The following is a 14,409-nucleotide window of genomic DNA, read 5'->3' as shown; positions in this document are numbered from 1 at the left end:
TTCCACCTTCATAGAGGATTTGCGCCGGCAAATCCCATGATATCCAGTGATGGCATATCGATTTTGGTGATGAATATGGCCTTGCCCAACGGCAAGGCCAAAAGCCCGTCAGACGGCCGCGCGGCTTGCCAGCAGGTCGCGGATCTCGGTCAGGAGCTGGACGTCGGCGGGTGGCGCGGGCAGCTCCTCCGGTGCGACCTTTTCCTGACGCTCGACTTGCAGGCGCAGATAGTTCACGCCCCTGACCATCAGGAAGATGATCCAGGCGAGGATGAGGAAGTTGATGAGAACGGTGAGGAAGCTGCCATAGGCAAACACCGCCCCTTGTGCGCGGGCGGCGGCAAGCGTCGGGGCGTTGACCGCCGACGATAACGGCAGGAAGTAATTCGAAAAATCGAAGCCGCCGAAAATGGCGCCGACAATCGGCATGATCAGGTCGTCGACCAAGGATTTGACGATGCCGCCGAAGGCGCCGCCGATGATGACGCCGACTGCCAAATCCATGACATTGCCGCGGGCGATAAAGGCCTTGAAGTCGTTGAGCATCGGTTGCGTCTCCCTTCGATGCATTTCACGGATATGCATTATTTTGTTACAGCGCCGCGCATCTTTCAGACGGCCAAAGGCCACTGCAACAGCTTGAATTACCGTATGTTTTATTCTTAAATGGATGCCGATTTGAGGGAATTATGCAGTAGCTACGTCGTCATTGCAATTCATCAATCGGCAATCGCAAATATTTGGCAGTACGCGCCGCGACCTTTGACTTAAGACCTAGACGGCGAGGAATTTTCAAAGCGGCTGAAATGACTTAAGCTGGCCCACGTTGCGGGAGGTCCCGGCGGTTTTCCGCCGGCGGAGGGTCAATGCTTCCAGGCTGGGTCATATTCGCGTCTGCCTTCGGCTATCTGCTGCTGCTTTTCGCCGTGGCAAGCTATGGCGACCGCAAGAAGCGCAGCCCGGGCGCACTGGAAGGCGGATGGCCGGTGGTCTACGCACTGAGCCTGGCGATCTACTGCACCTCATGGACCTATTTCGGCAGCGTCGGGCTTGCCGCCCAGCGCGGCCTGGAATTTGCCGGCATCTATATCGGCCCCATCCTGGTCTTCACGCTCGGCATGCCGCTGCTTCGCCGGATCATCGAGCTCGCCAAGGCCGAGAAGCTCACCTCGGTTGCCGATTTCGTCGCCGCGCGCTACGGCAAGAACCCGACGGTCGCCACCATCGTCGCGCTGATTTCGTTGATCGGCACCATTCCCTATATCGCGCTGCAGCTGAAGGCGATCTCCAGCACCGTCAGCGCCATGGTCAACCCGTCCGATTACGGCATCGGCAGCGGCAATCTCTACTTCCTCGACCTGCCGCTCATCGCAACGCTGGTGCTTGCCTGCTTCGCCATCATGTTCGGCACCCGGCATACCGATGCGACCGAACACCAGGACGGGCTGATCCTCGCCGTCTCGATGGAATCGGTGGTCAAGCTCGTCGCCTTCCTGACGGCCGGGGTTTGCGTTATCTGGTTTCTCTTCGATGGCCCGACCGATCTCTGGCAGAAGACGGTCGACAACGAGCTGGTCATGTCGGCGCTGAGTTACCACACACCGATCAGCCGCTGGATGACGCTGATCCTGTTGTCGGCCTTCGCGATCATCCTGCTGCCGCGGCAATTCCACGTAACGGTCGTCGAAAACCGGACACCGAAACAGCTGAAACTCGCAGGCTTCCTGTTTCCCACCTACCTCATATCAATCAATCTCTTCGTGCTGCCGGTGGCGATCGGCGGGCTGCTGACCTTCGGCGGCGCCGGCAATGCCGATTTCTACATGCTGTCGCTGCCGCTTGCCGGTGAGATGCCCGTGGTATCGCTGATCACCTTCATCGGCGGTTTCTCCGCCGCCACGGCGATGGTCATCGTCGATTCCGTGGCGCTGTCGATCATGGTGTCGAACGACATCATCATGCCTATTTTCCTGAGGCGCAAACTCGCCGGCCGCGCCGGCCAGCGCGACAATTTCGCCAAGACGCTGCTCAACATCCGCCGCAGCGCCATTTTTGCCGTGCTGCTGTTCGGCTATGCCTATTACCGCTCGACCGACAGCACCGCCGGCCTTGCCTCGATCGGCCTTCTCTCCTTTGCCGCCATCGCGCAGATCGCCCCGGCGCTGTTCGGCGGGCTGATCTGGCGGCGGGCGAATGCGCGCGGCGCGATTCTCGGGCTGACCTCCGGCTTCGTCATCTGGATCTACCTGCTGTTCCTGCCCTCGCTCGGCGGCCCCGATTATTCCTATGTGGCGAGCGCCGTGCTCGGTTTCATCTTTCCGGGCACGACGCTGTTTGCCGCGCCCGACGCCGATCCGCTGGTCAATGCGACCGTCATGAGCCTGCTGGTCAACACCGCCTTCTTCATCGTCGGCTCGCTTACCCGCAATGCCAGGCCGCTGGAGCGCATCCAGGCCGGCATCTTCGTCAAGCGGCATTCGCGCTCCCAATTTGCGACGCGCGGCTGGAAGACCCGCATCAGCGTCGGCGATCTCAAGGCCGCGATCTCGCGTTATCTCGGCGAAGAGCGCATGCAGCGCTCGTTGACGACCTACGAACAAAGCTCCGGCCGCAAGCTGGAGGACGAACAGCCGGCCGACATGGCGCTGATCCATTTCAGCGAACAGCTGCTCGGCAGCGCCATCGGCTCGTCCTCCGCAAGGCTGGTGCTGTCCCTGATCTTGCAGAAGATCGAAGATGCCTCCTCCGACACCGCCTGGCTGCTCGACCAGGCGAGCGAGGCGCTGCAATATAACCAGGACATGCTGCAGACCGCGCTTTCGCAGATGGACCAGGGCATTGCGGTGTTCGACAGTTCCAACCGGCTGACGATCTGGAACCGGCGCTTCCGGCAATTGCTGGATCTGCCGGAAAGTGCCGGCCAGGTCGGTTTTCCCCTGGCCGACATCGTCACCACGCTCAGCCAGCGCGGCGACATCGCGCCCGGCGATCTCAATCAAACGGTGCGGCATTTCCTGACGCTCGACAAACCCTTCGCACTGGTGCTCAGCGGCGGCGAGCGGATTATCGAGGTGCGCTCCAACGCCATGCCCGACAAGGGCATCGTCGCCACCTTCACCGATATCACCCAGCGCGTCAGCGCCGACCAGGCGTTGAAACAGGCGAACGAAACGCTGGAGCAGCGCGTCGCCGAACGAACGGCCGAGCTGACCCGGGTCAACCACGAGCTCGCCGAGGCGCGCGCCGCCGCCGACGAGGCGAATATCGGCAAGACCCGCTTTTTCGCCGCAGCCGGCCACGACATCCTGCAGCCGCTGAATGCCGCCCGGCTCTATTCCTCCGCACTGGTCGAGCGCATGGCGCAATCCGACAACAGCCCGATCGTGCGCAACATCGATTCGGCGCTGGAATCGGTCGAAACCATTCTCGGCGCCGTGCTCGATATATCCAGGCTTGATACCGGCGCCATGCGGCCGCGGCTTGCCGCCGTCAAGCTCTCCGAGCTCTTGGAGCGGATCGAGACCGATTTCGCGCCGATCGCCCGCGAAAAACAGCTGAAGCTGGTGGTCATGCCGACATCGCTCAGGGTCCGCTCGGACCCCAACCTTCTGCGCCGGCTGGTGCAGAACCTCGTTTCCAACGCCATCAAATACACGATCACCGGCAAGGTGCTTGTCGGCGCGCGGCGGCGCGGCAACCAGGTGATCATCCAGGTGATCGATTCCGGCATCGGCATTCCGCCGTCGAAATTCCGCACGGTGTTCAAGGAATTCGCCCGGCTGGACGAAGGCGCAAAAACCGCCTCCGGCCTCGGGCTCGGCCTGTCGATCGTCGACCGCATCGCCCGGGTGCTCAACCATCCGGTCGAGCTGCAGTCGACACATGGCAGGGGTACGGAATTCCGCATCGCCATGCCGCTCGACATCTCGCGCCCAGCCGAGGCCGCGGCGGCCGTCACGCCCGCCGACCGGCCAGGCCAGCCGCTCAAGGGGCTGAAGATCCTCTGCATCGACAACGAGCCGAAGATCCTCGAAGGCATGCGGCTGCTGCTTAGCGGCTGGGGCTGCGAGGTCAAAGAGCTCGACGGCCTCGCCGACGTGATATCCGGCGACGGCCGTGACGGGCCGCCGGATCTCGCCATCGCCGACTATCATCTCGACGACGGCACCGGCATTGCCGCGATCCTGCATCTGCGCCGGCAGTTCGGCGCCGATATCCCGGCTTTGCTGATCACCGCCGACCGCACGCCTGAAGTGCGCAGCGAGGCCGAACGATACGGCATCGCCGTTCAGCACAAGCCGGTGCGGCCGGCAGCACTGCGCGCCTATATCACCCAGATTTCCGGCCTCAAGCGCGCGGCTGCAGAGTAAGAGGCAGGCTCAATCCGTCGTCGTCATGATGCGCGAGACGAGATCGCGCACTCGCCCGGTATCCGGCACGTCGCCGAACAGGATGCGGTACATGATCGGCGCGACGAGCTGGTCCATGACGCGATCCACTTCCGGAAAGAGCTCGCCGCGGGCCTTTGCCCTTTCGGCAATGACGACGATCTGCTGGCGGGTATATTCGCAGCATTTGCAGGCATTAACGCCTGCCTGCGCAGCCAGCACGTCGCGGACCATCTCGCGGCCCGGCCCGGAGGACATTTCCTCGGCATATTGCTCGGCCCAGGCCTGAAGATCGGCCTTGCCGCTGCCGGCATCGATCGGCTGCATATCCGGCCGCAGCCGCTCGACGGCAACATCGGCGAGAAGCTCCTGCAGGTCGCCCCAGCGGCGATAGATGGTCGACGGCGTCACACCCGCCCTGGCGGCAATCAGCGGGATCGTCACCTCGGCACGGTTCATTTCGGCCAGCAGTTCGCGGACCGCCTTGTGCACCGATGCCTGAACCCGGGCGCTTCTACCGCCAGGGCGGAGATTCTCTTTTACCGTCATGCACTTTTCATCCCTTGACGCCCCACGGTTCAAAATCTTTGACAGGACCATAAACGCAAATAATTTGCCTTTACGAGGTAGGCGCCCTACATGGAGCTAACGCAACGGCTTAGCTTTAAGAGGGCTTATATATGGTCGCCGCAGCCAAATCCACAAAGAATGCGCAGCGCCCCTCGATCGGTTTCCACGCGCTGACGCTCGCCACCTTCTTCGGCGCTTCCGCCGCGCCGACGCCGCTCTACCGGATCTATCAGCAGAATTTCTCGCTCTCACCGGTGCTGATCACGGTGGTCTTCGCCGTCTACGCCTTCGCGCTGCTGGCAGCACTGCTGATCGCCGGTTCGCTCTCGGATCATCTCGGCCGCAAGCCGGTGATCTTTTCCGCCCTGGTGCTGGAAATCATCGCCATGGGCCTCTTCGTCGCAGCCAGCGGCCCGGACTGGCTGATTGCGGCGCGGATCGTCCAGGGTATTGCGACCGGCATTGCCGGCGCCTCGCTCGGCGCCGCTCTCGTCGATGTCGACCGGGCAAAGGGGCAGATCGTCAATTCGATTGCGCCGCTTTGCGGCATGGCGGTCGGCGCGGTCGGCACCAGCGCACTGATCCAATACGGCCCTTTCCCGATGCATCTGACCTATGCGCTGCTGCTGCTTGCCTTCACGCTGCTGGCGGCCGCCATCTGGCGGACGCAGGAGACCGGCGGCAGGCGACCGGGCGCGCTCGGCTCGCTGATGCCGCGGATCGCCATTCCGCCGCAGGTGAAGCGGCCGCTGTCGCTGGTGACGCCGATCAACATCGCCAACTGGACGCTTGCCGGTTTCTATCTTTCGCTCGTCCCATCGCTGGTCGCCAGCACAACCGGCAGCGGGGCGCCGCTGACCGGCGGTGCTGTCGTGACGGCGCTGATGGTGAGCGGCGCGATTGCCGTCTATCTCAGGCGCAGCAAGACGGCATCGGCCAATCTCGGTTTCGGCGTGTCGGCCAAGACGCTCGGCATTCTGACGGTCGTTGCCGGCGTGCATCTTGCCAATGTGCCGCTGCTGCTGATCGGCACCGTCTTTACCGGCGCCGGTTTCGGCACCAATTTCCTCGGCTCGATCGGCACGATCATGCCGCTCGCCACGGCGGATGAGCGAGCCGGGCTGCTTGCCGCCTTCTACGTCCAGAGCTACCTCGCCTTTAGCCTGCCGGCGATCCTGGCCGGGTTCCTGGCGAAATCGGCCGGTTACGCGCTGACGACGGACATCTATGCGACGGCAATCCTGCTGTTGATGGGCGTTGGGATCATGGCTGTCCGCGCCGGCAGGGGGAAGACGGCGGAGAATGCGGCCTGACACCGGAGGCAGTGTTCACGGCTTCAGATCCAGCAGCGCGCGGCCGCTGCCATCCATGGCGAAAGGCACCGAGGCGTGCTGGTGGGCGACCAGCCAGCGGCCTTCCTGCTTGACGAGGCCGAGGGTCTGACGGAACCAGAGATCGACCTCGGCGCCGTCGGTCTTTGTCCCGGTCATGCGGGTGAGGCCGCTCCAGAAAGCGACATCCCTGCCGAGGGTCAGCTTGGCATCGCGCACTTCACCGCCGATCGGGCCTTGCCAGGTGTCGAACCAGGCCCGCAGGCCCGCCTCGTCCTTGCCGTTTATGACCAGCGGCGGCGCCAGGGAAAACTCGACGGAATCTTCGGCCTCATAAGAAAGCACCTCCTCGGCGTTCTTTTCCCCCAGCGCCTTGGCCCGCATCATCAGCATGGCGATAACCGCCTCTTCTTCATGCCTGGTATTCGCTTCGTCTGTCACATCAGTTCTCCTTATCCGCTATGGACCGAGGACGAACGGGAGGACGACGATCCGACAAGGATGCATTTCCGTTTGCGCAATTTCAGCAAAAGCGCTGCGCGGATTTGCTGGAATTGCTTCAGAGATAACTCGTCACTTCAGGTTCGTTCCACCAGGCATCATGCCTGCCGTCGTAATAACGGACCGGCAAGGCCGCCAGTTCCTCGGGGGTAATATCGTCGAGGCAGGCGATGTTGATCGAGACATAGGCGCCGCCAATCGCTTCGACATAGCCGTCGCCGAAGGCCGGCACACCGCAGGTGCGGCAGAAGCGGTGATGCCCGCTCATCGTGTTGAACTGGTAGTCTGCTGTTTCCGCCGCGTCGCACATCAGCCGGAAATTCTCCGGCTTGACGTTGGCGCCCCAATAACGCCGCTTGGCGCAGATCGAGCAATTGCAGCGGCCGGTGCCCTCATCGAGGTCCATATCCACTTCGTAGTGCACTTTGCCGCAATGGCAGCTTCCCTTGTAGGTCTTCCTCATGGCGGCCTCCTCCTTCGGCGTTGCCTTCATCATTCTGATATGACAATATGTTGTCACTATGGATGAGATACAAAATAGACAACATGTTGTCAAACGAAATCGACCGGAGCGAACGATGGAGGGGAATGCCTTTTCCGCTTTCGCAATTACGACCCTTCGCCTCGCCGGCCATCTAACGGCGGCGGGCGACCAGCTGGCAAAGCCCGCAGGACAGACGAGCGCCCGCTGGCAGGTGCTGGCCGCGGCAAGGCGCGGCGACATGTCGGTGGCGCAGATTGCCCGGGCACTCGGCCTCGCCCGCCAGGGCGTGCAGCGGCTCGCCGATGTGCTCGCGGCTGAAAGGCTGATCGCCTATGCCGACAACCCGCAGCACCAGCGCGCCAAGCTGGTGCGGCTGACCGACGAAGGGGCCGCCCGGCTGGGGGTTATCGAGATTGCGCAAGCCGGATGGGCGGATGAGCTCGGCGCTGCGTTCACGTCGGCCGAGCTCGATGCGGCGCGGGCGGTGATGGCGCGGGTGATGGCGATGCTGGAGAGTGACGGCGCGGCTGGGGGCTGAAGGCCGCGAAGGTCGTGTCGTGGGGCGGCGCATTTCTTGGAAAATGGGCACAGCAGCCACCCAAATACGAAAAAAGGCCGGGTGAACCCGACCTTCCCTTCCATCTCAACGAACCGTGCCAGTACATCCGTGGTCACGATCCGGAGATGATATTCAAAGCCTTAATGGCTTAGGCCGCCTGGAGGCGGTCTGCCGACATCTTGCCGGACTTGTTGTCGCGGACGAGCTCGTAAGACAGCTTCTGGCCATCCTTGAGATCGCGCATGCCGGCGCGTTCGACGGCCGAGATGTGGACAAAAACGTCGGCTGCGCCGTCATCCGGCTGAATGAAGCCGAAGCCCTTGGTTGCGTTGAACCACTTTACGGTACCAGTGCTCATGACGATATCCTTTTCGAATCGTTCATAGAAGATTGCCGCGCGGACAATGCCGAGCGGCGATGAAAACCGATTTTGGAGGAAGTTCGCCAGGAACGACGCGAGCGCCGTTTCAAAGTTCATCTAGCAAGATCGATGCGAGAACGTTTAATCGGGAATTGTGTCTACGGCAAGGCGTGCGCAAGGAAAAGTCGAATTCCGTGAGCCGGTCGAAAGCGAACAAACTTAGCGTTGTGGCGTGCCCACCCCTCTGCCCAGCCGGGCAGAGGGGTATCGCAACACAATGCCAAAGATAGTCCCCTCAACACCAAACCCGCGAAGCAGCCTACGCCGCCGCCTTCGCCCCCGCATAGGGATCAAACCGCCCATAAAATGTCTCGCCCTTGGCGGCCATATCCTTCAGCAGCGGTGTCGGCCTGAAATGAGATCCGTAAGCCTCAGCCAGCTTTTCTGCCAGTTCGACAAAAGCCTTCACACCCATCCCGTCGATATAGCTCAGCGCCCCGCCGGTATAGGGCGCGAAGCCGAAGCCGAGGATCGAGCCGACGTCGGCTTCGCGCGGATCGGTGACGATGCCTTCCTCGACGGTGCGGGCGGCTTCCAGCGCGATGGTGACGAGGAAGCGTTGTTTGAGGACATTGACGTCGACCTCATCCGCCTTCTTCTGGGGGTAGAAGTTTTTGAGATCGGGCCACAGGGACTTCTTCGCCGGCTTCGGCGGATAGTCATAAAAGCCCTTGGAATTCTTGCGGCCGAAGCGGCCCTCCTTTTCCACCATGCGGGCGATGAGGTCCATATGCCTGGGGTCGATGGCCTTCTCGCCGAGATCGGCGACCGTCGCCTTGAGGATTTTCAGCGACAGATCGATGGCGACCTCGTCGTTCAGCGCCAAGGGACCCACCGGCATGCCGGCCATCTTGGCGGCATTCTCGATCATGGCAGGCGGCACGCCCTCGATCAGCATGTCGTAGCTTTCCGACATGTATCGCAGCACGCAGCGATTGACGAAGAAGCCGCGGGTGTCGTTGACGACGATCGGCGTCTTCTTGATCGCTGCGACATAATCGAGAGCGACGGCAAGCGCCTTGTCGCCGGTCTCAGCCCCGAGGATGACCTCGGTCAGCATCATCTTCTCCACGGGCGAGAAGAAGTGGATGCCGATGAAATCGGCCGGGCGCCTGGAATTTTTCGCCAGTCCCGTGATCGGCAGGGTCGAGGTATTGGAGGCGAAGATCGCGCCTTCCGGCAGCACGGCTTCAACGGCCTCGATGACCGACTTCTTCACTTCGCGATCCTCGAATACCGCCTCGATGACGAGATCCGCATTGGCGAGATCGGCATAATCGGCCGTGGGTGTGATGCGGGAGAGCAGCGCTGCGGCCTCGTCTTGCGTAAATCGTCCCTTACCGACGGAATCCTTGACCAGACCTTCGCAGACGCTCTTGCCCTTGGCAGCCGCCTCCATGTCGCGGTCGATCAGCGTCACCGGAATGCCGGCGGCGGCGGTGACATAGGCGATCGAGGCGCCCATGAAGCCGGCGCCGACGACGCCGACATGCTTCAGCTCGGTCTTCGGCAGACCGGCCGGACGGCGAGCGCCCTTGCCGAGTTCCTGCATCGAGATGAACAGCGAGCGGATCATCGAGAAGGCTTCGCGGGTCTGCAGCACCTCGGTGAAATAACGCTGCTCGATCTTCAGGCCGGTGTCGAACGGCACCTGCAGGCCTTCATAGACGCATTTCAGGATGGCAAGCGCAGCCGGATAGTTGCCCGATGTTTCCCGGCGCAGGATCGCCGGGGCTGCCGGCCAGAGCTGGGCGGAGGCCGGCGTCCAAATGCCGCCACCCGGCGCCTTAAAACCCTTCTCGTCCCAGGGAGCGACCGGCTTCAGGCCGTCCTTGATCATCTGCTTGGCGGCGGGAATGAGCTGATCCGGCTCGACCACCTGATGCACCAGGTTCATCGCCTTGGCGCGTGAGCCGGTCAGCGACTGGCCGGTCGTCATCATCTGCAGCGCATCCTGGGCATTCGCCAGCCGCGGCACGCGCTGGGTGCCGCCGGCGCCGGGGAAGATCCCGACCTTCACTTCCGGCAGCGCGATCTTGACGCTCTTGGCGTTGGAGGCGACGCGGCCGTGGCAGGCGAGCGACATTTCGAAAGCGCCACCCATGCAGGTGCCGTTGATCGCGGAAACCCAGGGCTTGCCCGATGTTTCAAGCTTGCGGAACAGCCCGTTCATGCGGCCGACAAGGCCAAAGAGCTTCTGAACGGCCGTTTGCGGGCTCTTTTCCTTTTCCTCCTGATAGGAGCTGAACATCGACTTGATCATCGACAGATCGGCGCCGCCGGAGAAGGAGGATTTGCCGGAGGTGATCACGACACCCTTGACGGCGGCGTCAGCGGTCGTGGCGTCGATGAGGGCGTCGAGTTCGGCCATCACCTCGGCGGTGAAAACATTCATCGACTTGTCGGGCATGTCCCAGGTGACGAGAGCGATGCCATCGGCGTCGGTTTCGAGCGTGAAATTGGTGTAGGTCATTGGATTTCCTCCCGATCAGGCCGGCAAATGGCTGCGCTGCGCGTCTACGGTCTTTGTCTTTTCGGTGACGACGTCGCCAGTGTGCTTGGTTTGCGACGGCTCGAAAAGCACGATCCAGCACTCTTTCTCAGCCACCGGATTGTGCTCGACGCCCCTAGGCACGACATGAAAATCGCCGGCCTTCAGATGCACATGCGGGCGGTCGCGATATTCGATGGTAAGCGCGCCCTTCCAGATGAGAAAGAGCTCATCCTCGTCCCGATGGGAATGCCAGGTGAGCTGACCCTGGACCTTGGCGAGTTTGACGCTCTGGCCGTTGAGATCGGCAATGACGCGGGGTGACCAATGCTCGGTAACCTCGGTGTATTCGGTTTCGATCGTGCCGGTGTTGAAAGCCATCGTCAGACCCTTTCGATAACCGTTGCCGTGCCCATGCCGGCGCCGATGCAGAGTGTCACCAGCGCGGTGTTGAGGTCGCGGCGTTCAAGCTCGTCGAGCACCGTGCCGAGGATCATCGCGCCGGTGGCGCCGAGCGGATGGCCCATGGCGATGGCCCCGCCATTGACGTTGATCTTGTCGTGGTCGATGTCGAAGGCCTGCATGTAGCGCAGCACCACGGCGGCGAAGGCTTCGTTAAGCTCGAAGAGGTCGATGTCGGCAAGGCTCATACCGGTCCGCTTCAACAGCTTCTCGGTGACGTCGACCGGTCCGGTCAACATCAGGGCCGGGTCGGAACCGATATTGGCGAAGGCCTTGATGCGGGCGCGGGGCTTCAAGCCCATGCTCTCGCCACCAGCCTTAGACCCCAGGAGCACGGCGGCAGCACCATCGACGATGCCGGAGGAATTGCCGGCATGGTGGACATAGTTGATGCGCTCGATCTCGGGATGGGCCTGGATGCCGACGGCTTCGAAGCCGCCCATCTCGCCGGGCATCTGAAAGGAGGGATTGAGCGAACCAAGCGCCTGCATGTCGGTGCCGGGGCGCATATGTTCGTCCGTTGCCAGGATCGTCAGGCCGTTCTGGTCCTTGACCGGCACAACCGACTTGTCGAACCAGCCTTTTTCCCAGGCATGGGCGGCCCGCTTCTGGCTCTCGATCGCGTAAGCGTCGACATCGGTTCTGCTGAAGCCGTATTTGGTGGCAATGAGATCGGCCGACACACCCTGCGGCATGAAATAGGCCGGGAAATTCACCGAAGGATCCATGAACCAGGCGCCGCCCGACATGCCCAAGCCGACGCGCGACATGCTTTCGACGCCGCCTGCGATGACGATGTCGTCGGCGCCTTGGGCGATCTTGCCGGCGCCGAAATTGACGGCATCGAGGCCGGAGGCGCAAAAGCGGGAGATCTGCATGCCCGGCGCCTTGGTGGAGTAACCGGCTTCGAAGGCGGCAGCCTTGGGGATGACAGCGCCGGCATCCATCACCGGATCGACGCAGCCCATGATGATGTCGTCGACCGTCGTGGTGTCGAGCCCGTTGCGGTCGCGGATCGCTTCCAGCGTCTTGGCCGCAAGGCGCACGGAAGGCACCTCATGCAGGGCGCCGTCCTTCTTGCCGCGGCCGCGCGGCGTGCGGACGTGATCGTAAATGAAAACCTCGGTCATTGTCTCATCTCCCTGACGGCAATCTATTGCCTCAAATCTTGGAAGGAGGAGAAAAGACCCCTCCCCAACCCTCCCCACAAGGGGGAGGGAGAACCGGCTCAGAACGCTTCGGCGGCCAGTTCCATCATCGTGTCGGCGCCGGCTTCGATGCGGGCCTTGCGAAGCGCGGTTTCCGGCATGATGCGCTCCATGAAGAACTTCGCCGTAATCAGCTTGTTCTTCAGGTAATCCTCGCGGGCTGCATCGCCTGACGCAAGGCCATCCTCGGCGGCCTTCGCCATCTTCGCCCACATATAACCGAGGACGACAAGGCCGAAGAGGTGCATGTAATCGGTCGAGCCGGCGCCGGCATTGTCGGGCTTGGCCATGGCGTTCTGCATGAACCACATGGTCGCGCCCTGGACGTCGTTCAAGCCCTTCTTCAGGTGCTTGGTGAAGAAGGCGAGCTTTTCGTCGCTGCGGTTCTCCTCGCAGAAATCGCCGATCTCCTTGAAGAGGGCCATGGCGGCGCGGCCGCCGTTCAAGGCGAGCTTGCGGCCGACCAGATCGAGCGCCTGAATGCCGTTGGCGCCTTCGTAGATCATGGCGATGCGGGCATCGCGCACATACTGGCTCATGCCGTGTTCTTCGATATAGCCATGGCCGCCGAAGACCTGCTGGGCCATGACCGCATGATCGAAGCCCTTGTCGGTCATCACGCCCTTGAGGATCGGGGTGACGAGGCCGAGAATGTCGTCGGCGGTCTGGCGCTCCCTCTCGTCGGTGGCGCGGTGAGCGATATCGGACTTCAGCGCGGTCCAGAGCAGGAAGGCGCGGCCGGCCTCGTTGAAGGCGCGGATGGTCATCAGCGTACGGCGGATATCGGGATGGACGATGATCGGATCGGCCTTCTTATCCGGCGCTTTGATGCCGGACAGCGAGCGGCCCTGGATGCGGTCGCGGGCGTAGGCGGCGGCGTTCTGATAGGCAATCTCGGAAACGGCGATGCCCTGCAAGCCGACCATCAGGCGGGCCTCGTTCATCATCACGAACATGGCGGCGAGGCCGCGGTTTTCGGCGCCGATCAGGAAACCCGTCGCCTCGTCGTAATTCATGACGCAGGTGGCGTTGCCATGGATGCCCATCTTATGTTCGATCGCACCGCAGGCGACAGCGTTGCGAGCGTCAAGCGCACCGTCCTTGCCGACCAGGAATTTCGGCACGATGAACAGCGAGATGCCCTTGGTGCCCTCGGGCGCACCTTCGATGCGGGCGAGCACCAGGTGGACGATATTGTCGGTCAGGTCATGTTCGCCGGCGGAGATGAAGATCTTCTGGCCTGATATTTTGTAGCTGCCGTCAGCCTGAGGCACCGCCTTGGTGCGCAACATGCCGAGATCGGTGCCGCAATGGGGTTCGGTCAGGTTCATGGTGCCGGACCAAGAGCCGTCGACCATCTTCGGCAGGTAGGTGTCCTTCTGCTCCTGCGTGCCATGGACGAGGATCGCGGCGATCGCGCCCTGCGTCAGGCCGGGATACATCATCAGCGACATGTTGGCAGCCGAGGTATATTCGCCGACGGCGGCATGCAGCGTGTAGGGAAGCCCCTGCCCGCCGAATTCCTCCGGCACCGCAAGGCCGATCCAGCCGCCTTCGCGATAGGATTTATAGGCCTCCTTGAAGCCCTTCGGTGTCGAGACGACGGCATCGTCCCGGCGCGTGCAGCCTTCCTGATCACCGGAATAATTCACGGGAAACAGAACTTCTTCGGCCACCTTGGCCGCCTCGCCGAGGATCGCTTCGATCATATCGGGCGTCGCGTCGGCAAAACCGGGAAGATTGTTGTAGCGTTCGAGGCCCAGCACGTCGTTCAGGACGAAGAGCGTATCGTTCACCGGGGCCTTGTAGACTGGCATCTCTCAAATTCCTCCCATTCGATTACCGGGTCGCGCCGGCCTTGGCACTGTCTTACAAAATATTGACGTTTGCGTAAACGTCAAAATCTGCAGCCTCACCACCTTTTTGCGAAAAAAATTGCCAGCGCGAATCTACAGTTGCTGAAGGCTGACGAGACGTCATCTCTTCTTCCTTGT

General features: G+C 62.1%; 12 protein-coding genes. 3 read left to right on the top strand and 9 right to left on the bottom strand.

The genetic code is table 11. The features are described 5' to 3' along the window. Positions 1-108: 108 nt before the first annotated feature. Complete coding sequence (gene mscL, locus RLEG4DRAFT_RS35615; protein WP_003584126.1) at positions 109-546, bottom strand: large conductance mechanosensitive channel protein MscL; 438 nt, start codon at positions 544-546, stop codon at positions 109-111. A gap of 320 nt (positions 547-866) precedes the next feature. Between mscL and RLEG4DRAFT_RS35610 the strand changes: the two genes are divergently transcribed. Then, positions 867-4,370: a PAS domain-containing hybrid sensor histidine kinase/response regulator gene (locus RLEG4DRAFT_RS35610; RefSeq protein ID WP_003584125.1), complete on the top strand. Its 3,504-nt coding sequence runs from the start codon at positions 867-869 to the stop codon at positions 4,368-4,370. Between the two features lie 9 nt (positions 4,371-4,379). Here RLEG4DRAFT_RS35610 and RLEG4DRAFT_RS35605 read toward each other — a convergent pair whose 3' ends face one another. Then, positions 4,380-4,937, bottom strand: a complete 558-nt coding sequence (locus RLEG4DRAFT_RS35605) for a TetR/AcrR family transcriptional regulator (protein WP_003584123.1) — start codon at positions 4,935-4,937, stop codon at positions 4,380-4,382. 131 nt (positions 4,938-5,068) lie between these two features. On the opposite strand from RLEG4DRAFT_RS35605, the gene RLEG4DRAFT_RS35600 reads away from it, so the two are divergent. After that, positions 5,069-6,271 carry an MFS transporter gene (locus RLEG4DRAFT_RS35600; protein ID WP_003584122.1) on the top strand — a complete coding sequence of 401 codons (1,203 nt, stop codon included), beginning with the start codon at positions 5,069-5,071 and terminating at the stop codon, positions 6,269-6,271. A gap of 15 nt (positions 6,272-6,286) precedes the next feature. Here RLEG4DRAFT_RS35600 and RLEG4DRAFT_RS35595 read toward each other — a convergent pair whose 3' ends face one another. Together RLEG4DRAFT_RS35595 and RLEG4DRAFT_RS35590 are read right to left on the bottom strand one after the other, a co-directional pair. Beyond that, positions 6,287-6,730, bottom strand: coding sequence for a YybH family protein (locus RLEG4DRAFT_RS35595; RefSeq protein WP_003584121.1), 444 nt, complete (start codon positions 6,728-6,730; stop codon positions 6,287-6,289). Between the two features lie 118 nt (positions 6,731-6,848). Beyond that, entirely contained in the window at positions 6,849-7,253 is a 405-nt protein-coding gene (locus tag RLEG4DRAFT_RS35590) for a GFA family protein (RefSeq protein WP_003584120.1), read from the bottom strand. A gap of 115 nt (positions 7,254-7,368) precedes the next feature. Here RLEG4DRAFT_RS35590 and RLEG4DRAFT_RS35585 point away from each other — a divergent pair, with 115 nt between their 5' ends. Further along, on the top strand, positions 7,369-7,812 hold the full coding sequence (locus RLEG4DRAFT_RS35585; protein ID WP_003584119.1) for a MarR family winged helix-turn-helix transcriptional regulator: 444 nt from the start codon (positions 7,369-7,371) through the stop codon (positions 7,810-7,812). A gap of 169 nt (positions 7,813-7,981) precedes the next feature. Here the strand turns inward: RLEG4DRAFT_RS35585 and RLEG4DRAFT_RS35580 are convergent, their stop codons facing one another. From RLEG4DRAFT_RS35580 to RLEG4DRAFT_RS35560, 5 genes are all read right to left on the bottom strand, one after another. Continuing rightward, positions 7,982-8,191, bottom strand: a complete 210-nt coding sequence (locus RLEG4DRAFT_RS35580) for a cold-shock protein (RefSeq protein ID WP_003545273.1) — start codon at positions 8,189-8,191, stop codon at positions 7,982-7,984. Positions 8,192-8,513: 322 nt separating this feature from the next. Beyond that, positions 8,514-10,727 (bottom strand): 3-hydroxyacyl-CoA dehydrogenase NAD-binding domain-containing protein, encoded by a 2,214-nt coding sequence (locus RLEG4DRAFT_RS35575; RefSeq protein ID WP_003584116.1) that lies wholly within the window; start codon positions 10,725-10,727, stop codon positions 8,514-8,516. 15 nt (positions 10,728-10,742) lie between these two features. Beyond that, entirely contained in the window at positions 10,743-11,126 is a 384-nt protein-coding gene (locus RLEG4DRAFT_RS35570) for a cupin domain-containing protein (RefSeq protein WP_003584115.1), read from the bottom strand. Between the two features lie 2 nt (positions 11,127-11,128). Then, positions 11,129-12,337 (bottom strand): acetyl-CoA C-acetyltransferase, encoded by a 1,209-nt coding sequence (locus RLEG4DRAFT_RS35565; protein ID WP_003584114.1) that lies wholly within the window; start codon positions 12,335-12,337, stop codon positions 11,129-11,131. A 98-nt stretch (positions 12,338-12,435) separates the two neighbouring features. Next, complete coding sequence (locus RLEG4DRAFT_RS35560; protein WP_003584113.1) at positions 12,436-14,232, bottom strand: acyl-CoA dehydrogenase C-terminal domain-containing protein; 1,797 nt, start codon at positions 14,230-14,232, stop codon at positions 12,436-12,438. Between the last annotated feature and the right edge of the window lie 177 nt (positions 14,233-14,409).

The organism is Rhizobium leguminosarum bv. trifolii WSM2297 (assembly GCF_000271845.1).
The sequence above is the reverse complement of the archived record's forward strand: the minus strand, read 5'-3'. Positions and strand labels throughout refer to the sequence as shown.